Raw genomic sequence first — 23406 nt, forward strand, 5'->3', positions numbered from 1 at the left:
ATAACCTATTGACGATCCTGGGTATATCCGATAGGATTACTTGTATTAAAGCGGTGAATGAATCAGTCAGAAGGAGAGAGTTCAGCATGTTTAAAAGAAATAAATTAAGCGTCGTTTTGGTGCTGATGCTGGCGATTGTAATCGCGGCAACGGGCTGCGGAGCGGATACCGGGAAATCTTCCGGAGGTTCCGTGAAAGAGGTAGAGAATCTGCCTGCGGCATTGAAAGAGAAGGGCGATATTAAAATTAAAGTTATCCGTAAAATCGGCGGCGACGATCATACAGCGCAATTCCTGGCAGGCGCTAAGCAAGAGGGAGAAGCGCTGGGCTTCAAGGTTGACACGTTCTCGGCGAACGGGGATACGGCGAAGTATCTGGACGCGATTGAGCAAGCAGCGAACAGTGATGTGGATGCGGTAGTCTTGTCCCATGCAGAGGATGCTGCGGTAGTGGAACTGGCGCAAAAGCTGAGAGACAAAGGCATTGAAGTAGTAGCCTTCGACTCCATCGGCGATCTGAGCACGGTGGAAGGCGTGACGCTGACATCCCAGAAGGACGAAGCGCTGGCGCAATACGCATTGGACGAGCTGGTGAAGCAGCACGGCGAAGAAGCGAAGATCGTATACCTGTGGGTAGACGGCTTCCCGCCAATGGTCCGCCGCAACCATGTTTACCAAGATGTGCTGGCGAAGCACACTGGCATTAAGGAAGTAGCACGCTTCGGTGTTGCTAACGACAACACAACGGTTGAAACGCAAAACGCCGTTGCCGCTATGCTGACGCAATATCCGAATGGTGAGATCGACGCGATCTTCGCAACTTGGGATGCATTCGCCATCGGCGCTACCCGAGCTCTGGTAGAAGCGGGACGCACGGAGATCAAAGTCTACGGCATCGACGTATCCAATGCCGACCTGCAAGCGATGCAAGAAGAGAACAGCCCGTGGGTAGCTACGGCTGCTGTAGACGCGAAGATGATTGGCGCGGTTAACGTACGTATCGCAGCGAAGAAGCTGGCCGGGGAAGAGACGCCTGCGACCTTCGATCTGGATGCGGCTCTGATCACGCAAGAGAACCTGAAGAAATCGAGCGAAGCGGTTAACGTAGCTACGCTGGCGGACATTATTCCGGGTTGGGGCACGACGGACGCTTTTGAAGAGGATTGGATGAAAGCACTCAAAGAAGCTAACGCCAAGTAGGCTGGTAGAATGCTATAATAGGACAACATACAGGCGCCCTTATCCGTTGGATGGGGGCGCTGAATCCTGTTTGGAGAGGGAGGTGCGCCTCTTGGCGGATCACAATAGAACGCGACTGGAGATGAAAGGCATCTCGATTGCCTTCCCCGGAGTACAGGCACTGACCGAAGTGGATTTCCATACGGAGAGCGGAAGATCCCATGCGCTGATCGGCGCGAACGGGGCGGGCAAGTCTACGCTGATGAAGGTGCTGTCCGGCGCTTACAGCCATTACACAGGCGAGATTCTGCTGAACGGTCAGCTTGCGAATATTCGAAGCCCGAAGGAAGCAAAGAACCATGGTATTCAGATTGTCTATCAGGAAGTGGATACGGCACTGATCCCGAATCTGTCCGTCGGCGAAAATATTATGATGGAACATACCGTGCACGGCATGCGCGGCAAACATATGATGAATTGGAAACAGCTGCACCGAGCGGCGCAGGCGGTGTTGGACCGGCTGAAGGTGAGAGTACCTACACGGAAGCTGGTGCAGGAATTGACGCTGGCGGAGAAACAGATGGTGCTGATTGCCCGGTCTGTCTCGATGGAATGCAAGTTTCTCGTATTGGACGAGCCTACAGCACCGCTTAGCATCAGCGAGACGGAAGCGCTCTTCTCCCTCGTCAGGCTGCTCAAATCGGATGGGGTCGGTATTATCTTTATTTCGCACCGGCTGCCGGAGCTGTACGAGATTTGCGACGACATTACGATTATGCGAGACGGCCGCTTGGTGACGCGCGAAGAGATTGCGAAGCTGGAGCAGCAGGAGATTGTGGAGCATATGCTGGGTGCCAAGCTCGACGGCCAATTCCCGGAGCGGGATAGCCGTGTCGGTGAGGTTGCTTTTGAAGCGAAGGATATGTATGACAGCGGCAAGGTGAACGGGGTTTCTTTGACGGTACGGAAGGGAGAGATTGTGGGTTTGGCTGGCTTGGTTGGAGCCGGCAAGACGGAGCTGTGCCGGGCATTGTTCGGCGCATCGGAGACGGCGAAGGGCGACCTGTTCTTGAATGGAACGAAGCTGAAGGTGCGCAGTCCGCATCAGGCTGTCCGCAGCGGATTGGCATTGGTGCCGGAGGAGCGCCGCCGCGAGGGGATCTTCGTTGAGGAGTCGGTCGTGATGAACGTAACGGCTGCCAGCCTGTCCAAGTATGCGAATGGAGCATCCTGGGTTAGCGGCAGGCAGGAGCGGGTGGTGACGCAAGAGATTATTCAGAGTCTTGGGGTGAAGACTCCGGGCCAACAGGCGAAGGTTCGCAACCTGTCCGGCGGCAACCAGCAGAAGATTGCGATCGGCAAGTGGCTGCTGACCGATGCGGACGTCTATATTTTCGACGAGCCGACGAAAGGCGTCGATGTGGGCGCGAAGCGAGATATTTACAATCTCATCGCGGAGCTTGCGAGCAAGGGCAAAAGTGTCTTGTATGCGTCCAGCGAAATCGCGGAGATTATGGGCATTACGGACCGCATCTATGTGATGTACGACGGGGCGATCCTGAAGGAGCTGGATACGGCTCGCACCAACGAAGAAGAAATTATGCTGTACAGCATGGGGGGCTTAATCACACATGAACAAGGCTAATGCAATCCGGTCCAACCGAGGCGCGGGCGGGGCATTCCAGTTCCTGTACAAATACGGGACGCTCATTACGATACTGCTGCTGATTGTCTTTTTTGGCGCGATGACGGACAATTTTCTAAACTCTGCCAATATTATTAACATCCTGCGCTCGATCTCAATCGTTACGATTATTGCGATAGGCCTGACGGTATCGCTGGCAGTCGGAGGATTTGACTTGTCGGTTGGCTCGACGGCTTCTGTTGCGAATGCGCTAGTCATATCGCTGTTTGTATGGCATGGGCAGGGCGTTGGCGTGAGTCTGGCGATTACGATCTTTTTCTGTCTGGTCGTAGGTTTGGTGAATGCGTTCCTGGTCATTAATTTCAAGATACAGGACATGCTCATGACGCTGGCGACGATGTTTATATTCCAAGGCATAGCGCTTACGTATACGAGAGGCGCGACCATCTCGCAAAACATGATTATGCCAAACGGCGATTTTGCAACGGGTATCATTCCAAAGGCGTTTGGCAATTTGGGCAAGGTGCCGGGCATTATCATCATTATGCTTGTCGTGGTCATTCTCGTGCATATCTTTCTGACCTATACGAAGCATGGCCGGTATATGTATATGATTGGCGGCAATCCAGAAGCGGCCAAGCTGTCGGGCATTGCCGTAAGCAAGTACCGGCTGCTCGCTTACCTGATTTCCGCATTGTTCGCGGGTATCGGCGGGATTATTCTGGCATCGCGCGTCATGACGGCAGAAGTGAACGCTGGCAGTCCCTATCTGATGGACGCGGTTGCTGCTGCCTTTATCGGTTACTCCGTGCTGGGCGCGGGCAAGCCGAATGCGTTCGGCACATTCGTTGGCGCTATTCTCATCGGCATCCTGTCGAATGGCCTCATCATGATGTCGGTCCCGTATTACGCGATGGATATCGTGAAAGGCTCCGTCCTCGCGCTCGCGCTGGCGATTACGTATTATAAACGCAATCATTAGCTGCGCTTGGTCCGCGTTGTAAATAAAAATGCCCCTCCATGCAAAGAAGCATGGAGGGGCATTTTTTGTGTAAGCCGAGAGACTCGGCTTAGAGAGTGCGTCCGCGCGTCGCGAGGCTCTGCAAGCCGAGAAACTCGGGTTAGAGCGCTCATCCGTGCGCCGCGCCGCTCTGCAAGCCGAAAAACTCGGCTTAGAGCGCTCACCCGCGTGCCGCGAGGCTCCGCAAGCCGAGAAACTCGGGTTAGAGCGCTCATCCGTGCGCCGCGCTGCTTTGCAAGCCGAGAAACTCGGCTTAGAGCGCTCATCCGTGCGCCGCGCCGCTCTGCAAGCCGAGAAACTCGGCTTAGAGCGCTCACCCGCGCGCCGCGAGGCTCTGCAAGCCGATAAACTCGGCTTAGAGCGCTCCTATTCCAGCTCGGTGAAGTCTTCCCGATGGCGCTCATAGTCGGCCAGGCTGCATTCGAGCTTCATACGGGTGCCGCCTTCTTCGTAGCTGGTTTCCAGAACGTTGGCGCGCTCGTTAAAGTACGCGACAAGACGCCCATGATCGTACGGAATCAAAATGTCCTTCACGACGTAGTCGCTGAAAATATGATTTTTCACAACGTCTACGAGCTCGGCAACCCCTGCGCGCTCCTTCACTGACATATATACGCTGCGCTCGTTCGCCTGCGGATAAGCATGATCGGTCAGATCGCACTTGTTATAAGCGTAGACAGTGGGGATGTCTCCCGCTCCCAACGCATCAAGCGTCTCGTTCGTCACGCTAACGAGATGCTCGTAGTCATCATGGGCGTAGTCCACTACATGCACCAGCAGGTCGGCCTCCGTCACTTCCTCAAGCGTGGAACGAAACGCTTTGATCAGGTGATGGGGCAGCTGGCTCACGAATCCGACCGTATCGGTCAGCAGGAAGGACTTGTTGTCTGGCAGATCGATGCTTCTGACAGAAGTCTCGAGTGTAGCGAACAGCATATCCTTGGCAAAAACCTGCTTGGTTGTCTCGGGATCGTACGTCTCCAGCAACGCGTTCATTAAGCTGGATTTGCCCGTATTCGTATAGCCGACCAGACAGACGACCGGCACATCGTTTTTCTTCCGCTGCTTCCGCTGCTGCTGCCGCGTAGCGACGAGCTTCTCGAGTTCAGACTGCAAAACGGTAATCCGCTCCTCAATCCGGCGACGGTCAAGCTCCAGCTTCGTCTCGCCCGCGCCTCTGTTTCTTAAGCCGGCGCCACCGCCGCCGCCCTGTCTGCCCAGCGAAGCACGAAGGCCGATTAGCCGCGGCAAGGAATATTGCAGCCGCGCTACTTCAACCTGCAGCTGTGCCTCGCGCGTCTTGGCGCGTTCTGCGAATATATCCAGGATCAGCATCGTGCGATCCATTACTACGCATTCCAGCTCGGCTTCCAGATTGCGGATTTGAGAAGGGGAAAGCTCGTCATTGAAGATGGCGATCTCTGTCTCATGCCCCGCCAGCAGAGCCTTCAGCTCTTGGATTTTGCCTGTTCCAAGATAATGGGAGGGATTGACCCGCTCCGCTTTCTGAGTTAATTCATCTACGACATCAATATAACGAGCGGCGGCAAGATTGCGCAGCTCCAGCATGGAATATTCGAAGTCCGAATCCTTCTGAAGCTGGACACCGACGACGATCGCTTTTTGAACCAATTGTTCCGTTAATTCTTGCATATATTCAACCTCCTAATGATTGTACTAAGTATCAAAAAAACACAGGCAGGCAGCCTGTGTTTATTATCGCAAGAGGAGATCAGCACCCGGCAACGAGGATAAAAACCTCATTACAGGTGAAAGAATGGTCTTCTATAGCCCAGTATATAGACAACGTCCATCCCACACGACGGCATGGCTTGCTGCTGATAAGCACAGCATACCAAAGGCAGGGAAGTGTTGCTCCATATGTCTTGCTATAGATGGTTACGATGAATGTAGACAGACCAATCCTGAGTCCTCTGCGCACAGGCAGAGCTTCGGCGCTATTCAATTAGCCGCGCAAAGACCTAACTCGGATGTAATCTATCACCATGTAACCCTCCAATCCTTGGAATGAACCAAGTGTAGCATAATCGCAAATCTGGATGCAACCGGAGGACGAGACAATTCGCAGTAGAGTTTAATTATAATCAAATCACCCGTCGTTTCATCGACTACAAAAAGCTAATTCGTCATTGGATACCTACATGCTTTTTGAGTTGCGAATAGGATGCATCAGCTGAAGGGCGGTGAATGGAATAGGTTTGGAATCCGGCAAATCTTTATTTGAAGCAGGATATCAAAACAGGAGAGGTCAGAAGTATGATTAATGCTTCAAACCATTCATAGGATTAAGAAATAAAACCATGAAAAAAGGCGACGGAGCAAGCTCTGCCGCCTTTTCTTATGGTTTTGTGTCTGTCGAGGGGGCGTCGGGATCAATCCATTGTTCCGCCCAGCCTGCAATATCTGTGAACAAAGGAGATAATGCCTGGCCTTTCTCTGTTAGCGAATATTCGATACGGACAGGCATCTCCGGATAGACATCACGGCGAATCAATCCCTCAGCCTCCAGCTCTTTCAGGCGGTCTGACAGAACCTTGCCGCTCAGATTAGGCAGACTGTGATCAATATCGGAAAAACGCTGGGGGCCGGACAAAAGCCGGAAAATGATGAATGCGACCCATCGTTTGCTTAATAGTTCGACGGCTTTCTCGAATCGTGTGCAAAGCTGCTTCTGTTCCATACATGAACACCCTTTCTGTACTTCTATTATAGTATCAGCACGCAAAAGGGACAATGCATGGGACTGAGCGATGAACCTGACGCGCAGCAGCCTCGAGAAAGGGGGCAGACTTACGAGTAATGGTATGTTGAATCGTGAATCGCTAGATGAATAAAAAAAGAATTGACGCATAATCATTACTATTATAAACTAAGTTACAAATAGTAAGTTAATGATATCAAGTAATGGAAGGCGGGTTGTATGATGAACATCGCATTGTGGGCTGTTCAAATTTTTCTCGGACTTATGTTCCTTATGGCCGGCCTCATGAAATCGACGATTAATGAAAAGTCGAAGGAAAAGCTTCCGTGGACGAAACAATATTCAGATGGTTATGTTCGGTTCATCGGCATCTCGGAGCTATTGGGAGGATTGGGACTCATTCTGCCTGGCGCGCTTGGCATAGCCGTTATCCTTACGCCAATCGCTGCGCTTGGTATTGCTATCATAATGGCGCTTGCGATTGTGTTCCATGTAAAACGCAATGAAAACCAGGCCCTTGGCATGAATATCGTATTGCTGGTATTTGCTTTGTTTATCGTGGTGGGGAGACTATGGATCGCCCCATTCTAGTGTACCTTTCATGATTAGAATTACAGACCGCCCCGTTAGACTCCAGCCTCGCTGCAGCAGCCAGGTCTGGAGCCTTTTTATAAAGAAGTGACAATCTCGTTACCCTGCATCAAAGAAGTTTTGTGCAGACGGGAGCATCCACATTAATCTGCGACTTCAGATCTAATGCTGCTCCAATGCAGCTTGCGGCAGACTCTTCAGTTAATCCGCTCCCCGATTACGTTCCAATTCGAAATCAAGTCCACATGCCACTCGGCTCGGGCTGAGAGGGCTTCGGCCATCAAATCGGAAATTTCCGTTGTATATTGCCTTACGATTGGCGCTTCAAGCATCATATTATAGCCGCCGCTGCCGCTCGCGCGGTAATGGTTCATTGCGACTTCCAGCTCCTGATCCATAGCCAGCGGAGCGCCGTCATACAGAAGACGCGACACTCGCTCTCCGGGAGGGCGAGAGATGTCCAGCGTATAGTGAATTCCATCCCACATATCGTAATGGAACGGCTGCGGCTTCGGGTACAAGAAAGAAGAATGCACAGCAATTGCGCCTTTCTCGTCCAGCTCAAAATACCGGGCCGAATGTTCCAATGCGAGCTTCACCTGATAGCCGCTTAGCCTGCGTACCGTCAGCGTGTTGGGATAGGGGTAGTTGGCTGCGATATCGCGCATCGTCACGACAGTGCCGAAGCCGGGAGCGTGATTGTCCATTAGCGCGGTGAGTGCGACACTAGTTCCGGCAGCCTTCATCAGGACGGCATTCAGCCACTGGATGAAAGGATGCTTGCGAAGTCTCGCTTCATGCGCATTCCGAATAAGCAGATCGCTTGCCATACGTCCAAGCGGCTTATCCATCCAGCGGTTAAGCTCTACGAGACTAGGCGCAAGCCATTCGGGCTGCTCGCTGGTGCCTGAGACCGTTACCGGAATGAGCTGCGTTGCTGCCTCTTGAAGACTCCAGCGACCATCACCTGAACGGGCAAGAGTAAGCCGCGCTTCTCCCAGATGGGAGCCGTATACGCCGGGTTGGACAATAGCGGTGCTGCCAATGAAATGATGCTCTATGCGGCGATGCTGGTGTCCGGTTAACAGCACATCGATGCCTTTGACCTCGGCGCATAGGTGGTAGCCTTCATTTTCCCCGGTCCAAGCTTCTGTCGGCTCGCCCGTAGCGGGATCGTTCTCGAATCCGCCGTGGTAGGAGACGATCACGACATCGGCTGACTGCTGTGAGCGAAGATAAGGCACCCACTTTCTGGCGGCTTCTACCGCAGGAAGGAAAGCCAGGCCTTCAATATGAGCGGGAAGCTCCCAATGAGGAATATAAGCGGTCGTTAAGCCGAGCACCGCTGCTCGGACTCCCGCTTCGTTCGTCCATATCCGGTAAGGCGTCCCGAAGTAGGGTTCGAGAGTCTCGCTATCCACGATATTCGCACAGAGCCATGGACAAGGGGCATCAGAGGAGACGAGTCGGATCGCCTCCTTGCCGTAATTAAACTCATGATTGCCGGGTACAAAAGCATCGCAGCCTGCCACCGCAAGCCATTCCGTCATGGGATGGCTTGCGGTCTTCTGATCCCGGATACGCTTCATAAAATAATCAGATAATGGCGAGCCTTGATACAGATCTCCATTGTCTATCCAGAGCAGCGAGCTTCCGTGCTGCCGCTTCTTGACCGAGATCAGGTCCGTGAGTGCGGACAGGCGCTTCCAGTCGGACAGCGAAGGCGACTGATCCGGCGGACACCGGAAGCCGTGGATATCACTGGTTGATACAATCGTGATGGTTGATGTTATGGAGCCGGACATGTGAAGCACCTTCATTCTTTTAAGATGGGCAATGGAGATGCCTTCTTTCGGATTCGCCACCGGCATACCCGATCCTTTAGGATATAAAGCATTTACAATCATTTTAAATGGAATGGTTAGAGCAGTTGCAGGTCATTTGGAATCATGTTACATTATTAGTAACGAATTGAACGCGGGAGCACCGTGACTTCAGAACTTAGTTCTGTTAGTCGCGGTGCTTTTTCATTTAATCGGAGGTGCTGTTGATGGGTGTACAGGAAGGGAATGCGGGGCCGCGTGCTCCGATTGAGCTATTTCTGGAGAAGGCGCATCCGGCGGAGGCCAGCGCGTTAATGGGTTATTTGCAGTATGACGGGGACGGGGCGGAAGGGTATCGATACCGGAACAAGGTTACCCGCTCACTCATTGTCGTTGACGGGAATGGATCATTGGTCTCATGCGACAAAAACGCGCTGCATACGATCGCCATCTACAAGAGTATCTTCCCCAAGCGGAAGTACAGGCGTAAAGAACAACAGGCATAACGCAGCACTAAGAAAAGGGGATTCATGAATGGCAGCAGTCGGAAGCAGTAGAATCGAAGTGGAATGCCAAGGGGAACAACGTTTTTTTAGAAAATATTTACAGTTCAGACAGGTTTCACGCCACTTGCGCAGAATATATGCATAAGTTGGGTATCCTGTTCTTGGCGAGATTGTGAATTAAAAATAAATGGCAGCACGGAATGCCGGCTGAGACATAAGGACTAATGTATACGGTTGCCAGCGAAACATTGTGACTTTCGGCGCGTCTATTTATGCATAGGGCTGATGGGAGAAGGAGATGTAACAATGAAATGGATTCCCGCGGCAAAAAGCGGCAAATGGTGGGGCATCGCGGCCGGATCGACGTTAATCGTCGGCGCGGCAATATGGCTCATTCGTTTTGTGCATATGGGTCAAGTTTTTACAGGTGTACATGCTTTTAGAATGCTGCTGCTGGCAGCCGTCGTGTCCTTCGCATTCAGTGCTGCAGGCTGGTTCGGAGCGCGCTGGCTATGGGGATTTTCAAATGCCGGATTAATCGCGGGGCTTGCTGCCATGGCCTTATACGGATCGGACAAGACGGGTTGGGAGGACTTAATCAGCTTTTTGTCTTTTATGATGGTGACGCTAGGCGGCATCGCCGTTGGCATCGTAGCAGAGGTTGTTGTGGCAGTATTGCGCTATAGAAAAACAAGATAGAGACAAGAGGGGCATTGTGGAGCTCCTCTTTTTTTATTGTAAGAATAGACATACAAAGCTTAAGAATACGCCTAGGATGGACGGTGAGGGTGCCGTATAGTGGAAGTGACCGGGAAGCCGAGAAGATGGAGAGGAGGCGTGAGTCAAGCGGCATACAAGCGAAAAAGAGTTGTTAGGATTGGCTTAGCATTGAAAAAAGAATAGAGGAGGAACATGATGAAAACACTTTCCTGCCCTAGACATCGAGCTATATGGATTGCTTTGCTAGCGTTCACGCTTTTATTGTCACAGCTTACGCTTTATCCGCCAACTACTTCTGCGGCCAGCAACCTGGCAGCAGGTAAAACAATGTCCGCCAGCTCCTTCGTGCCGCCATACGGACCGGCCAATGCCAATGACGGCAACCAAGGATCGTATTGGGAAAGCGCGAATAATGCTTTCCCGCAATGGATCGCAGTAGATCTTGGGGGCTTGTCCAGCATTACTCGAGTTACGCTGAAGCTTCCGGGGAACTGGGAAGCTAGAAGCCAAACTTTATCTATTCAAGGCAGCATAAATGGCAGCGCTTACAACACAATCGTTGCATCTTTGTCTTATGCATTTAATCCCGATACAGGGAATACGGTTAACATCGACCTGCCTTCAACCGACACACGGTTCGTGCGGGTCTATTACACAGCCAATACCGGATGGTCGGCAGGCCAATTGTCGGAGCTGGAAGTCATCGGAACGCCTGTCAGCACCTCCGGCGTATATGAAGCAGAATCGGCTACGCTAACGGGCGGCGCCAAGATCAACAATGATCATGCCGGCTACACCGGCTCAGGCTTCGTAGACGGCTACTGGCAGCAAGGGGCAAGTACAGCGTTCCAGGTACAGGCAGCCTCTGCCGGGCAATATGACGTCACATTAAGGTATGGCAACGCCTCGGGCGGCAGTAAGACAGTCAGTATATATGTGAACGGCATAAAAGTGAAGCAAACAACATTAGCCAATCAGTCCTCCTGGTCGCAGTGGGCAGCGCAAAAGGAAACCATGACGCTCACCTCCGGCACGAACACAATCGCGTATAAATATGATTCGGGAGATAGCGGCAATGTCAATTTGGATTCCATTTCAGTAGTCGCTTCGACCACACCAACACCAACGGTAACCCCGACACCAACACCAACACCAACGCCAACACCAACACCAACACCAACACCAACGCCAACACCAACACCAACACCAACACTAACACCAACACCAACACCAACACCAACACCAACAGTATCACCGACGCCTACGCCAGGCCCGGGCAGCAATCTGGCTGTAGGAAAGCCGATTACAGGCTCTTCCTATGTCCATACCTTTATCGCCACGAATGCGAACGACAATGATGTGAACACCTACTGGGAAGGCACGGGCGGCTCTTATCCGAATCTGCTCACTGTCGACCTTGGCGCCAATGCGAACGTGACGTCCATCGTGTTGAAGCTGAATCCTAGCTCCGCATGGGGCGCAAGGACGCAGACACTGGAGGTGCAGGGACGCGAGCAGAGCGCATCGGGGTTTTCGACCATAGCCGCCTCGGCCAACTATTCGTTCAATCCTGCCACGGGCAATACCGTGACCATTCCAGTGTCCGCGACGGCCAAGGAGGTTCGTCTTCGCATCACCGCCAATACCGGATCGAGCGCAGGCCAGGTGGCGGAGTTCCAGGTCATCGGCTCACCGGCTCCCAATCCGGATTTGACGATTACAGGCTTGTCATGGACCCCTCAGTCACCAATAGAAACCAATGCGATTACGCTTCAAGCGACCGTTGCGAACACAGGCACACTGGCCTCGGGCGCAACAAATGTGAATTTCTATCTAGGCACGACGCTTGTTGGTACCGCTCCGGTGGGCGCACTGGCAGCGGGAGCCTCTACGAATGTATCCCTTAATACCGGCAATCGCAATGCCGGAAGCTATACGGTATCGGCGAAGGTAGACGAAGCGAACAGTGTAATTGAGCTGAATGAAAATAACAACAGCTATACCGGCCAGTCGCCGCTTGTTGTCAGCCCGGTAGCTAGCTCAGACTTAATTGCGTCATCAGTAAGCTGGTCGCCAAGCAATCCATCGGCGGGCAATACGGTGTCGTTCACCGTCGCACTGAAAAACCAAGGCACCCTCGCATCGGCTGGCGGCGCACATAACATTACGCTGACGATCACCGACTCCGCAACTAATGCGGTCCTGAAGACGCTGACAGGCGCGTATACAGGCGTGATCGGCAGCGGGGTTACGACTGCACCGGTTGCCATGGGAACATGGACAGCAGGCAACGGCAAATACAACGTGAATGTGCAGGTTGCGGTGGATGCCAATGAGCTTCCGGTGAAGCAGGGCAACAATAGCAGTTCGCAGCCTTTCTTTGTAGGGCGCGGGGCTAATATGCCGTACGACATGTATGAAGCGGAGGATGCGTCCATTGGCGGAGGAGCATCCATCGTCGGTCCTAACCGCATCATCGGTGATCTGGCGGGTGAAGCATCCGGCCGTAAAGCCGTTACGCTTAACACAACAGGCAGCTATGTGGAGTTTACGGCAAAAGCAAGCACGAATACGCTTGTGGCACGGTACTCCATCCCGGATTCAGCGAATGGCCAAGGACAGAATTCTACGTTGAATGTATACGTAGACGGAGTGTTTGCGAAAGCCATCCCTCTTACTTCGAAGCACACATGGCATTACGGCAATGAAGCGAATCCTTCGAACAATCCGTCAGAGGGATCGCCGCGCCATATTTATGACGAGGCCAATATCATGTTCGATACAACAATTCCGCAAGGAAGCAAGATCAGGCTGCAAAAGGATGCGGCCAACACGACGTCTTACGCCATTGACTTCATTAATCTGGAGCAAGTGTCGCCAATCGCCAATCCAGACCCGGCCAAATATGTGACGCCGTCGGGCTTCACGCATCAAGCGGTGCAGAACGCGCTGGATCAGGTGCGCATGGATACGACGGGCAACCTCGTAGGCGTCTACCTGCCGCCGGGCAATTACGAGACGGCGAATAAGTTCCAGGTGTACGGCAAGCCTGTTCAAATCGTTGGAGCAGGCCCTTGGTATACGCGCTTCTACGCTCCGTCGAACCAGAACAATACGGATGTCGGCTTCCGGGCGGAGAGCTCGGCGAATGGCTCCACTTTCAAAGGCTTTGCGTATTTCGGCAATTATACGTCGCGTATTGACGGTCCGGGCAAAGTATTCGACTTTAGCAATGTCGCCAATATGACGATCGACAACATCTGGGCGGAGCACATGGTTTGCCTCTATTGGGGCGCCAATACTGACTACATGAAGATTACAAACTCGCGTATCCGCAACATGTATGCGGATGGTATCAACATGACGAACGGCAGCACGCATAACCTGGTATCCAATGTTGAGGCCAGATCGACGGGCGACGACAGCTTCGCGTTATTCTCCGCCATCGACGCAGGTGGCGCGGATATGCACAGCAACGTCTATGAGAATCTGACGGCCATATTGCCATGGCGTGCGGCAGGCGTAGCGGTATACGGCGGCTACGGCAACACATTCCGCAATATCTATATCGCTGACACGCTGACGTATTCCGGCATTACGATCAGCTCGCTGGACTTTGGCTATCCGATGAACGGCTTCGGCGCTTCGCCTACGACGAACTTCGAGAACATCTCGATCGTAAGGGCAGGCGGCCACTTCTGGAACGGCCAGACGTTCCCGGGCATCTGGGTATTCTCAGCTTCGAAGGTGTTTCAGGGCATCCGGGTCAATAATGTCGACATTATTGACCCGACCTACTCCGGCATCATGTTCCAGACGAAGTATACCGGGTCGCAGCCGGAAAATCCGGTTACGGACACGATCTTCAGCAATATTACGATTTCCGGGGCGCAGAAGAGCGGCGACGCCTTCGATGCGAAGTCGGGATACGGCATTTGGGTCAATGAGATGCCAGAGCCGGGCCAAGGTCCCGCCGTCGGTTCCGTCACGTTCAACAATCTGAAGCTGATCAACAACCATCAGGATATTAAAAATACGACATCGACCTTCAATATCATTATTAATCCGTAATTTCACTATGGGACGGCTCGGGCACGCTATTGCAGCTTGGAGCCGTCCTTTTTGACTGGGCAGAAAGGAGCGCTTCAGCTATAAAAGATTCTTGGTCAGCCTATAGCAGGCTTCAGATGAAAAGCAGCTTGGCCGGTCCAGCATAGCCATGCCTGTGGCATATGACGGCTATCCGGACGAGATGGCGGAGTTAGTAACTCTTCAGCTTGGCCTCTGCTTTGGCAATAACGGAAGCGATTTGCGTCTCATAGTAATGCATATTGGTTTTGTTTATGAGAATTTGCCTGATATGCACGAGCATCCGTGACAGAGAAGATGAGGTGCCGGATGCGTCGCCGCTGCGCACCGTCTGCAGAAGCACCTTCGACTCGGCGGTGAACAGCTTTTTCGTCTGGCTGGCGGCGCTTTTGGCGGCTTTAATCCGTGATTCTGTGGCCTTGTTGGCATCCAGAATGTCTCGCACGGCTTTTGTCTTGGCGGTGGCGTCCGACTTCGCTTTCTTCACAGCAGCTTCTTTGGCGCTAATATCCTTTTTGGCTGCTTGAACGGCGATTTTGCTCACTTCGACTTTAACGTTAACGATAGAGGTCAATTCTTTGTTTTTGGCGGCTTTGGCGAGGCTGAGCTGGGATCTCTGTGTATCGTACAAATCAAACAATGGCTTGTATCTTTGCTTCGCCTTGGCGACATCTCCCTCCAGCGAGGAAATTTTGGTCTTGTCGATGTCCTTGATCCGCTTGCGGATGAGCGTATCATTCTCCTGATTTTTGTAGCGGAGCGCGCTAATTTTGGTGTCAAAGCTGATATCTTGTTTCTGGAGCGTCTGAAGCTCAGCGTAATTCTTCTTAAGCTGCGTTGCGGCGGAAGCACTGGCGTTATCCGCGATCTTGTCGAACGATTTCTTAGCGGTTGCCGAAAATTCGAATGGCGCGGCAAGCGCGACGGCTGAACCAACTAGCGATAAAGCAACGACGAGATAAAGGATTCGTAGCATAAACGGGGCTTTCAAGTTGAATACCTCCTTTGGCGAATAGGAGCGAAAACGCAAAAAAGCACCTGCAAGGCTGACATGAATGTCAAACCTTGCAGGTGCTTCCTGCATTTCCGTACCTTATTTTTCCTTACTATACTGCATCAACGGAATCCGGTCAACTCTCGGCAGGGAGAGAATAATAAGAGTCCGGCGTCATGCCGAGCATCGACTTGAAAGCACGGATGAAGTGGGATTGATCGAAAAAGCCAAGCTCCGCGCTCAGCTTCGCCCAGTCATCTGCTTCTCCACGATCCAGCATCTCAGCGGCATTATGAAGCCGGTAAAGCTGAATCACCCATTTGGGGCTTACGCCGACGTATTTGTGGAATAATCGCTGGAGTTTCCTAATATGCAGGTTAAAGTGGGCGCTAAGCTGCTCGACGCGAGTTACATCGCGGTTCTGCTGAATATAGGTTACAATTTCGAGAATCGTTGCGGACAAAGGATCTCGCCTTGGAATAGCTTCCGTCAAGAGCTTGTCGGCATGGCGAATGAGCGCTTCAGGCGGCTCTCCGCTGCGCAGGGCGGACAGAAGCTGATCTCCGTCTGTACCAAACGCATCCATCATGCTCATGGAACTGTCTGTTAACGAGGAGAGCGGCTGTTTAGCATAGGGATAGAAGCCTCCGGGATGGAACTTGACGCCGAAAGCTCTGCCCGCGCCCTCCAGATGCTTCGTATACATTCGGCTGGATACGCCGTAGACGGCGATGCCGGAATGCTCGGCAACCATGTTCACGCAAGGATTCGGGATCACATCCTGGTCATAATGGACCGATTCGCCCAGATGCCAGCTTACAATCCAATAATGCTTGACGAAAGGAGCTAAATCAGGTGACGGAGGGAACCGAAGCAGCTGGAATCGCTTCTCCGCCTCGGCGGGTTTCAGGACGCCCATGCTGGCGTGTTGGAGCGGGGAAGGCATCGTCTCGATCACTCCTTAAGCGGTTTGTCGCTTTTTTACAATACGGCCTCTATTACCTCCATTATACTTGGCTTATATTCATTAAATCCAGATAGAGGAGCGTGCAGCTATGAGTCATACATTCGTCACGTATATCGGCGCGGAGCCGTCAAAAGTATGGGAAGCCTTAGTTCAGCCGGAAGGAACGCGCCGCATCTTTTTTGACTGTGTACTCCAGTCCGAATTAAAGCCGGGGAGCCCGTTCTCTTATATTGGTCCAGGCAATGACGGACCGGAGACGTTACATGTCTATGGCGAAATTATAGAAATCGAGGAGGGCCGCAGGCTGGTGATGCTGGAGCATCCGGGGCCATCTTATTACGAGAATCATTCGGAGCTAACCTCCCGCATTATCTACACGCTGGAGCAGGCCGGTTCTTGCACGAAGCTGACGCTGATCAATGACCAATTTTCGGACAATCATCCCAGTGAGGCAAAGGCGGCAGAGAGCTGGGCGATCATCCTCAGCAGCCTGAAAACGTATGTTGAAACGGGCAAATCACTAGATTTTGGCTGGTAATAGGGCTAGCCGCCATCTCTACTATTCTTTATACTAAGAGGAAAAAGGATAGGGGAATGGCAGCATGAGCTACAAAATCGTGTTTTTTGATATTGACGGTACGCTGGTGAACGAGGAGAAGGAAATTCCTGCTGATACAATCAAGGCCATAAGCGAGTTGAAGGAGAAAGGGATAGAGCCTGTTATCGCAACGGGCCGGGCACCGTATTTCATCAAGCCGTTAACCGAGAAGCTGGGTATTGATTCATACGTATGCATGAACGGAGCATATGTCGTGTACAAGGGACAGACACTCTACAAGCGGGAGATTACGAAGCCGTCGCTTGAGACGCTTGTTGCGCTTGCGGCGCAGCATGATCATGGCCTGGTGTTCGAGGGCGAGGTCCGCTACTGCTCCGACCGCGACAATCACCCGTTCATTACGGATTCCATACAGTCGCTGAAGATCGATCTTCCTTCTTTTGAGCCGGAGTTTTGGCGGGAGAATGGTATATTTCAGGTGTTCCTGCATTGCGAGAGCCATGAGGAGCATCTGTACGAGTCGCTGAAATCCGAATTTACACTTATCCGCTGGCATCCGCAGGCGATGGATGTACTGCCGCTCGGCGGCTCCAAGGCGCAAGGCATCGCAGCGCTTCTGGACAAGCTTGGGTATTCCGCAGAGCATGCTGCAGCTTTCGGTGACGGCCTGAATGATAAAGAGATGCTGGAGTATGTCGGCTTCGGCGTGGCGATGGGCAATTCGCATCCGGAATTGCTGCCATTTGCCAACTTCGTGACGACGCATGTGGACGAGAAAGGCATACGCAATGGACTGATCGAAGCGGGATTGTTAACGGCATAAATTGCCGGATTGCACTTGTTCCCCGTTTTTTAGGGTTCACCAAACGACGATTGCCCACGTACAATAACCTAATCATACGAACAGCTTGGGGGAAATGACGTGATCGTAATCTCGGACGGCAGCCCCGTACAGTTCCCGCCGGGGATGCTGACGGAGCTCGAGAATAAGACTTTGCGGCAGAAACAGGCTAGTCCCGTTATGTACTGGTATCCGTCGCAGGAGGCCTTGCTATTCGAACTGAAGATGAGGACGAATATCGTGGAGGCGGCGAAGGCGATGTACCGGAGCGGTGTCAGCTTCGCGACCTTCAGCAACTCCCGCGCCAACCCGAGGTACTGGATCCGTACGCCGGATGGAGGCTTCCTGCTGAGGCCGGGCGTGCCGCCTTCTGTTGGGGTGAACGATATATTCCAGCAAGGGCAATTGTACGCCTTTGAATGCGCCGGGGCCATCATTATTATGCTGTACAAAGCGGTGTTGGAGACGATAGGAGAAGCTGCGTTCAACCGGCATTTTCAGAATCTCTTTCTGCGAGACTGGCAATATGATAAGGATCTTCGCCTGACAACGAGCAACAACTTGAACGAGACGTATGCAGGAGATGTGATGTACTTCAAAAATCCCGATCATGATCCCGGTTCGCCGGAGTGGCAGGGCGAGAATGTCATAAAGCTCGATGACAATCTGTTCTTCGGTCACGGGATTGGCATCGGAACAGGGCAAGATATTGTTGCTCAATTGAACAGAGCGAGAGTTCCAGGCAGCATGGTCTCGGCGTACTTGCAGGATCTGGTACTGAAGCCGGACTTTGAAGCGGTGCGCATGCTGACGATGCGTGAGGATGAGGAAACGCTCGTATAGCAGACATGAAGAAGGCTGGGCAGCGGATTAACCGCGGCTCAGCCTTCTTGCGCGAAGCTGTTTGTATTGAAAATAGATGGTGCAGCCGATGCAGTAGCCGAGCAGAGCGGCGAGCGCCGCAGCACCCATCATGCCAGCGAATACATATCCGGCGACGCTCCAGCCCAGCAGGAAGCTGAGCAGCGAGCAGGTCAGAAACAGAATACCCAGCGAGTTGTTGAAGCGCTGCAGCTCTGCTGCTTCAGTCGCACCGGATGCGGCGTATTTCGATACGAATGGCCGCGCAATTGCGATGAATAAATTAGCTTTAGGTCCGAGCAGCAAGCCGAGCAGCTGGACGATCCATAACGCGACAATCAGCCACGGCAATTGGAAGGTGATGGCGATTAGCAAGGTCGCGACGATGCCAGCCTGGTTGCTGCGAACGTAGGCGAGAGGGATGTCTTTCATATTATTACCTACCTTTCCGATAGGATTTATTTAATCCTATTATAGGGCAGGGGAGGGGCAATTACAATTGAAAAAAAAGGCTGGACTAGGCTTTTTGCCATACATCGGATTGATCCGGCTTGTCGCCCAGCGTCCACCAGCGCGCAGTGTAGGTTACGCCGTTATACGTGACGCGGTCTCCGCCCAGATAGGCCTTGGAGCTGTTCCACTCCACGGTAACATTGCTCAGCAGCTTCCATGCAGCGGATGAATCCGGCGCATTGTTCTGCGTCCAATATTGCGCTTCATATTCCAGTCCCTTGTACTGGACCTTGTTGCCCTTTAGATAGACGGCTTTGGCATCCCATTGCGGAAGCTGACTGTTGCCGTTTTCCCCGCCTTCGTTGCCGCCGCCATTCTCTTCCTTAAGCGTACGCACGGTTAGCGGTGTGGAGAGAGGGGACGCCTTGCCGTTCACGTCAATGGCCCGTACGGTGTATGTGTAGGCCTTGTCCGCTTGCAAGCCTTCATCGGTAAACGTCGTGTGCGCCGTCGATCCGCAAAGCACGCCGTCACGGTAAATGTCGTACTTCTGGATTTTCAATTCTGATGAGGAAGGCAGCCAGCTCAGTACAATCGATTTTGCCGTTTGCAGGACGGATTCCAGCTTGCCAGGGGCGCTAGGCGGCTCAGGCTGAGGCGTGGAACCGTCGTTGGTCAGATTAACGTCAATAACCTGGTAGAACGCGTTCACGGTGTCCGCGATTTCCCATACGCCCAGAATGAGGTGGTAGCCGCTGCGGTCTGTCGGCACGTTGCACTCATGGGAGACGGTGAATGGCGGCTTGGCGCCTTTGTAATCGATGTAGCAGAAAGGCTCCGGCTCAAGGTCAGCGCGCGTCAGCGGCTTGCTTGGGTCCCAGTCTTTTTTCGTAATATAGTATCTCCAGTTGTCGGAGACATGAGCGGCAGTCAGCTTCCAAGTGAACGTCTGCTTGCCGCCTGTCATATTGACTTTTTTCCAGCGGGTATTCGTTTGCTCGTAAAGCTCCTTGAAGATGCCAGCGCCGGTAATTTGCCCGTCAGCAGGTCCTGTCTGCGGGAAGCCGCCGATCGCTTCCAAGCTTTGCGGTTCATATTGAACGGCTCCGCAGTTCGTATTTTGCTTATCTTTGCAGAGCAGGGCGCGGCTGGTCGGGGTTTCCATGTAGCCATGCGCGGAGGCGCTCTCGGATAATATGATTGATAAGAGCAGGGCGAAGGCTAGAGCGCCTAGTGCCATGAGTAAGGTCGACGCGGCGTTCGAGCGTCGTGGTGCGGTCTGCAAGTTCATGATCGATTCCTCCTAAAAAATGTTTGAGTGTCGAAAGCATGGTAGAGACTGGAATACCGCCTTCGGGTCAGAGTATAGCATGTGCGTGATTTAATGGTAAATGATGCTTTATACATGGGGGAAAATGATCTGATGCAGGGTTAAAAATATATGATTATTTTAGATTATTCGTAAATTAATGCTGTTTTATCGTGGTGTTTGGTGAATAATTTAATAGTATTATTGGACTATTTTTTTGCGGCAGAAGGGAGGGGGGAGAACCACGGAAATGAACGTTGTCTACTCTCCAGCACAAAAAAAGGCTGTCGGCAATAAGCCGGCAGCCTCCCCTAATACGGTTGTAACGCCGCATTGAGATGATTATTCCTTCACCAAGATGTTCTTTTTAAACAGTTCTACCAGCTCAGATGCAGCATGGCTGCCTTCGGCGGTGTGCGAGATGCCGGCGAACGGTCCCGTCGGCGAGCAGTAGCCAGCCGGGATACCGAAGATCTGCTCGATCAGCAGCTTGATACCTGGCATCGAACCGATTTCTGCGCGGCAATACGCCTCAACAACGTCGTTGGCGCGATATTGCAGCTCCCGTGCCTCGGCGTAACGACCTTCATTAATCATCTGCATCATGACCTTAAAATGATAGCAAGTAACGGCTTGCAGCGCTCCGATATTGCCGTCGGAGCCCATGTATTGCGAGCAGATGGCCAATTGATCCGCGCCGGTCAGAATGTTAAGGTCAGGGCGGTGCTTTTTGAACCGCTCCAGATAGTAGAAGTTATTGTCCGTAAACTTGATGCCGCGGAATGTCGGAACCTCTGACAATGCTTCAAGCAGCTCCGGCGGGTCAATCTCCTTGCCGGCTGTTAATGTTTTGCCCATCGCCACCCAGTAAATGTAGAATGGAACGTTCGGAGCTGCAGCCGCAATACGTTTGAAATACGCGACATTATCCTCCAGCGATGCCTCTTCGGAAATGCCGACAGAGGCTACTGCGTAAGCGCCATGCTCGGCGGCATGTGCGGCAAGCAGGACGGAATCGTCCAGGTTCTGGTTGTAGCCTACATGAACGAATACTGGAAGCTTACCTCTCGCTGCAGCGAGCACCGCTGCCGCCCATTGCTTTCTCTTCTCAACGCTCAAATGCTCGCCTTCTCCCGTCCAGCCGAGCATATACAAGCCGTCGGCTTGTTGTTTGACATACATATCGATTAGAGGCTGAGCCAATTCTGTCTTCACATTGCCGTCCTTGTCCATTGGCGTAATAAGCGCCGGAAGCACACCTGTTATTAGCTGTTTTGTCATTGTCATGTTCCCCTGTCTTTAATGGATTTTATATTTCTGTTAGCCTTTAACGGCGCCGCTGGTGAGCCCCGATACGAAATATTTGTTCAATGCAATGAAGACGACGAGCATTGGAATGACCGCCATGACGGTACCTGCCATCATGAGATCCCAGGACGTGACGGACTCGCCTGAGCTCTTCATCGACACGATGCCGACGACGAGCGGCTGCTTATCCGGATTGCCAAGCGTGAACACCATCGGGAGCAAATAGTCATTCCACGAGTTCATGAATGCGAGCAATCCGACGGTAGCGATGAGCGGCTTCGTAAGCGGGAAAATAATGCTCCAGAAGATCCGGAAGAAGCTGCATCCATCTACCCGGGCCGCCTCGTCGATCTCCTTCGGAATGCCGTCGATAAAGCCCTTCGCCAAATACAGATTGGTCACGTTGATTCCAAAAATGTAAATGATAATGACGCCCCATAGGGAGTTATTGAGATTCAGTGCTTTGGCGATATTCAGCTGCGGAAATAGAAACAGGCTGCCTGCCGAGATGAACATCGAGAATGTAATAAGCGCAAGCAGCGGCTTCTTCCCCATAAACCTGCCGCGTGAAAACACATACCCGGATGTAATGGACGTGACGATTGTGCCGAATACGATAATGGCGCACATATAGATGCTGTTCCACGTATACACTTTGAAATTCGATAGATTCCATGCCCGGACGTAATTATCCCAAGACAATGTTTTTGGAAAAAAAGAGCTGGAAGCCAAAATGCTAGCCGTATTCTTCAATGAACTGACCAAGATATAAAAGATAGGGAAGATGACCAGGGCGGCGAGCAAGGTAAGAAAGATATATTTCGGGATGGCTTCTAGCAGCTGTCTCTTCTTCATCTGATGGCCCCCTTAGTAATGATTTCCCATGTTTCTGGTCAGTCTCAAATACAAGCTTACGATTACGGTAAGAATGAGTGCCGTTATAACGGCAAGTGCCGAGGAATAGCCGTATTGGCTAATAGAATCGGCTGCGCCGTAAGAGAAGAAGTACTTGAACGTGTACGACATGACGACCTCGGTAGAGCCGCCCGGCTGCCCGTTCGTCAAGACGAGGACGAGGTCGGACATTTTAATGCTGTTGACGATAAAGAGCATCATGACAACTTTCCCGGTCGATGCCAGCATAGGCAGCGTGACCTTCGTGAATCGGCTCCATTTGCCCACGCCGTCGATATCTGCGCATTCATAGATATCTTGAGGGATGTTCTGCAGTCCCATGATGAAGAAAATCATATTGATGCCGAAGCCCTTCCACACGCTGGCAATGACGATGACCAGATCGGCCAGCCATTTGTTGCCGAACCAATTGACATTGGTGTCGATCATGCCGAACGCCTTCAGCAACTGGTTGACGGAGCCGAGGAAAGGCTCGAACATCAGGAAAAACACGATGCCTACGATAGCCGTACTGACGATAGTAGGAGAGAAGAACAGCGTCCGGAAAAAGGAATTGATTTTTTTGTTGCCATTGAGAACGATCGCCAGAAAAAGGGCTAACGGAATTTCGAGTATAAATTTGGCGATGACGATAATAAACGTATTCTCTAGTGAAGCCCAGTAATGCGGATCCCGCGTAAAGGCGCGAATGTAGTTTTCGAATCCGATAAATTTGGGCGTGCTCATGCCGTCATAATCGAACCATGACCATTGAATCAGCCAGAACATCGGATAGATGGTGAATAACGCAAACCCGATGAGCATGGGCGCAAGCATGATATAGGATTGAATGGCATCTTTCCGGTACAGGCTTTGATGCTTCGTCGAGGCTTTTCTGCGTTTGAAAAATGACATGTCTGGGATG

Annotated in this window: 20 protein-coding genes; 10 read left to right on the forward strand and 10 right to left on the reverse strand. The window is 52.2% G+C overall.

Annotated elements, in window-relative coordinates; genetic code table 11:
- The first annotated feature begins 86 nt into the window (after window positions 1–86).
- The 3 genes from AC0YNW_RS07860 (at window position 87) to AC0YNW_RS07870 (ending at window position 3805) form a co-directional block, all read left to right on the forward strand.
- Window positions 87–1199 carry a sugar ABC transporter substrate-binding protein gene (locus AC0YNW_RS07860; RefSeq protein ID WP_475831468.1) on the forward strand — a complete coding sequence of 371 codons (1113 nt, stop codon included), beginning with the start codon at window positions 87–89 and terminating at the stop codon, window positions 1197–1199.
- Window positions 1200–1320: 121 nt separating this feature from the next.
- The gene (locus AC0YNW_RS07865) at window positions 1321–2823 is read left to right on the forward strand and encodes a sugar ABC transporter ATP-binding protein (RefSeq protein ID WP_475832180.1); all 1503 of its coding nucleotides are present in this window, start codon (window positions 1321–1323) and stop codon (window positions 2821–2823) included.
- On the forward strand, window positions 2810–3805 hold the full coding sequence (locus tag AC0YNW_RS07870) for an ABC transporter permease (RefSeq protein ID WP_475831469.1): 996 nt from the start codon (window positions 2810–2812) through the stop codon (window positions 3803–3805). The genes AC0YNW_RS07865 and AC0YNW_RS07870 overlap by 14 nt, the downstream gene beginning before the upstream one ends.
- A 405-nt stretch (window positions 3806–4210) precedes the next feature.
- Here the strand turns inward: AC0YNW_RS07870 and hflX are convergent, their stop codons facing one another.
- A complete protein-coding gene (gene hflX, locus AC0YNW_RS07875; RefSeq protein WP_475831470.1) occupies window positions 4211–5497 on the reverse strand; it encodes a GTPase HflX in 1287 nt (428 codons plus the stop codon).
- A 706-nt stretch (window positions 5498–6203) separates the two neighbouring features.
- Window positions 6204–6545 (reverse strand): winged helix-turn-helix transcriptional regulator, encoded by a 342-nt coding sequence (locus AC0YNW_RS07880; protein ID WP_475831471.1) that lies wholly within the window; start codon window positions 6543–6545, stop codon window positions 6204–6206.
- A 240-nt stretch (window positions 6546–6785) separates the two neighbouring features.
- Here AC0YNW_RS07880 and AC0YNW_RS07885 point away from each other — a divergent pair, with 240 nt between their 5' ends.
- Complete coding sequence (locus tag AC0YNW_RS07885; RefSeq protein WP_475831472.1) at window positions 6786–7157, forward strand: DoxX family protein; 372 nt, start codon at window positions 6786–6788, stop codon at window positions 7155–7157.
- A 197-nt stretch (window positions 7158–7354) separates the two neighbouring features.
- On the opposite strand, the gene AC0YNW_RS07890 is transcribed toward AC0YNW_RS07885, so the two are convergent.
- Window positions 7355–9022, reverse strand: a complete 1668-nt coding sequence (locus AC0YNW_RS07890; RefSeq protein WP_475831473.1) for a bifunctional metallophosphatase/5'-nucleotidase — start codon at window positions 9020–9022, stop codon at window positions 7355–7357.
- Between the two features lie 185 nt (window positions 9023–9207).
- On the opposite strand from AC0YNW_RS07890, the gene AC0YNW_RS07895 reads away from it, so the two are divergent.
- The 3 genes from AC0YNW_RS07895 (at window position 9208) to AC0YNW_RS07905 (ending at window position 14277) form a co-directional block, all read left to right on the forward strand.
- Window positions 9208–9486: a hypothetical protein gene (locus AC0YNW_RS07895; RefSeq protein WP_475831474.1), complete on the forward strand. Its 279-nt coding sequence runs from the start codon at window positions 9208–9210 to the stop codon at window positions 9484–9486.
- Between the two features lie 306 nt (window positions 9487–9792).
- Window positions 9793–10185, forward strand: coding sequence for a hypothetical protein (locus tag AC0YNW_RS07900; RefSeq protein ID WP_475831475.1), 393 nt, complete (start codon window positions 9793–9795; stop codon window positions 10183–10185).
- A 213-nt stretch (window positions 10186–10398) separates the two neighbouring features.
- Window positions 10399–14277, forward strand: coding sequence for a discoidin domain-containing protein (locus AC0YNW_RS07905; RefSeq protein WP_475831476.1), 3879 nt, complete (start codon window positions 10399–10401; stop codon window positions 14275–14277).
- A gap of 190 nt (window positions 14278–14467) precedes the next feature.
- Here AC0YNW_RS07905 and AC0YNW_RS07910 read toward each other — a convergent pair whose 3' ends face one another.
- Both AC0YNW_RS07910 and AC0YNW_RS07915 read right to left on the reverse strand, forming a co-directional pair.
- A complete protein-coding gene (locus AC0YNW_RS07910; RefSeq protein WP_475831477.1) occupies window positions 14468–15286 on the reverse strand; it encodes a hypothetical protein in 819 nt (272 codons plus the stop codon).
- A 139-nt stretch (window positions 15287–15425) separates the two neighbouring features.
- Window positions 15426–16235, reverse strand: a complete 810-nt coding sequence (locus AC0YNW_RS07915) for an AraC family transcriptional regulator (RefSeq protein ID WP_475831478.1) — start codon at window positions 16233–16235, stop codon at window positions 15426–15428.
- Window positions 16236–16344: 109 nt separating this feature from the next.
- On the opposite strand from AC0YNW_RS07915, the gene AC0YNW_RS07920 reads away from it, so the two are divergent.
- The 3 genes from AC0YNW_RS07920 to AC0YNW_RS07930 all read left to right on the forward strand — a co-directional run bounded on the left by AC0YNW_RS07920 (window position 16345) and on the right by AC0YNW_RS07930 (window position 18499).
- Window positions 16345–16794, forward strand: coding sequence for an SRPBCC family protein (locus tag AC0YNW_RS07920; RefSeq protein ID WP_475831479.1), 450 nt, complete (start codon window positions 16345–16347; stop codon window positions 16792–16794).
- Window positions 16795–16858: 64 nt separating this feature from the next.
- Window positions 16859–17638 (forward strand): Cof-type HAD-IIB family hydrolase, encoded by a 780-nt coding sequence (locus AC0YNW_RS07925; protein WP_387478191.1) that lies wholly within the window; start codon window positions 16859–16861, stop codon window positions 17636–17638.
- Between the two features lie 99 nt (window positions 17639–17737).
- A complete protein-coding gene (locus AC0YNW_RS07930) occupies window positions 17738–18499 on the forward strand; it encodes a protein-glutamine gamma-glutamyltransferase (protein WP_387478194.1) in 762 nt (253 codons plus the stop codon).
- Between the two features lie 27 nt (window positions 18500–18526).
- Here AC0YNW_RS07930 and AC0YNW_RS07935 read toward each other — a convergent pair whose 3' ends face one another.
- The 5 genes from AC0YNW_RS07935 to AC0YNW_RS07955 form a co-directional block, all read right to left on the reverse strand.
- Window positions 18527–18949, reverse strand: coding sequence for a DUF4395 domain-containing protein (locus AC0YNW_RS07935; RefSeq protein ID WP_475831480.1), 423 nt, complete (start codon window positions 18947–18949; stop codon window positions 18527–18529).
- Between the two features lie 85 nt (window positions 18950–19034).
- Window positions 19035–20261 carry a lytic polysaccharide monooxygenase gene (locus tag AC0YNW_RS07940; RefSeq protein WP_475831481.1) on the reverse strand — a complete coding sequence of 409 codons (1227 nt, stop codon included), beginning with the start codon at window positions 20259–20261 and terminating at the stop codon, window positions 19035–19037.
- Window positions 20262–20621: 360 nt separating this feature from the next.
- On the reverse strand, window positions 20622–21560 hold the full coding sequence (locus AC0YNW_RS07945; RefSeq protein WP_475831482.1) for a dihydrodipicolinate synthase family protein: 939 nt from the start codon (window positions 21558–21560) through the stop codon (window positions 20622–20624).
- A 39-nt stretch (window positions 21561–21599) separates the two neighbouring features.
- A complete protein-coding gene (locus AC0YNW_RS07950) occupies window positions 21600–22442 on the reverse strand; it encodes a carbohydrate ABC transporter permease (protein WP_475831483.1) in 843 nt (280 codons plus the stop codon).
- A 12-nt stretch (window positions 22443–22454) separates the two neighbouring features.
- Window positions 22455–23396 carry a carbohydrate ABC transporter permease gene (locus tag AC0YNW_RS07955; protein ID WP_387478208.1) on the reverse strand — a complete coding sequence of 314 codons (942 nt, stop codon included), beginning with the start codon at window positions 23394–23396 and terminating at the stop codon, window positions 22455–22457.
- Window positions 23397–23406 lie beyond the last annotated feature (10 nt).

This window comes from Paenibacillus sp. J31R120 (assembly GCF_056269225.1).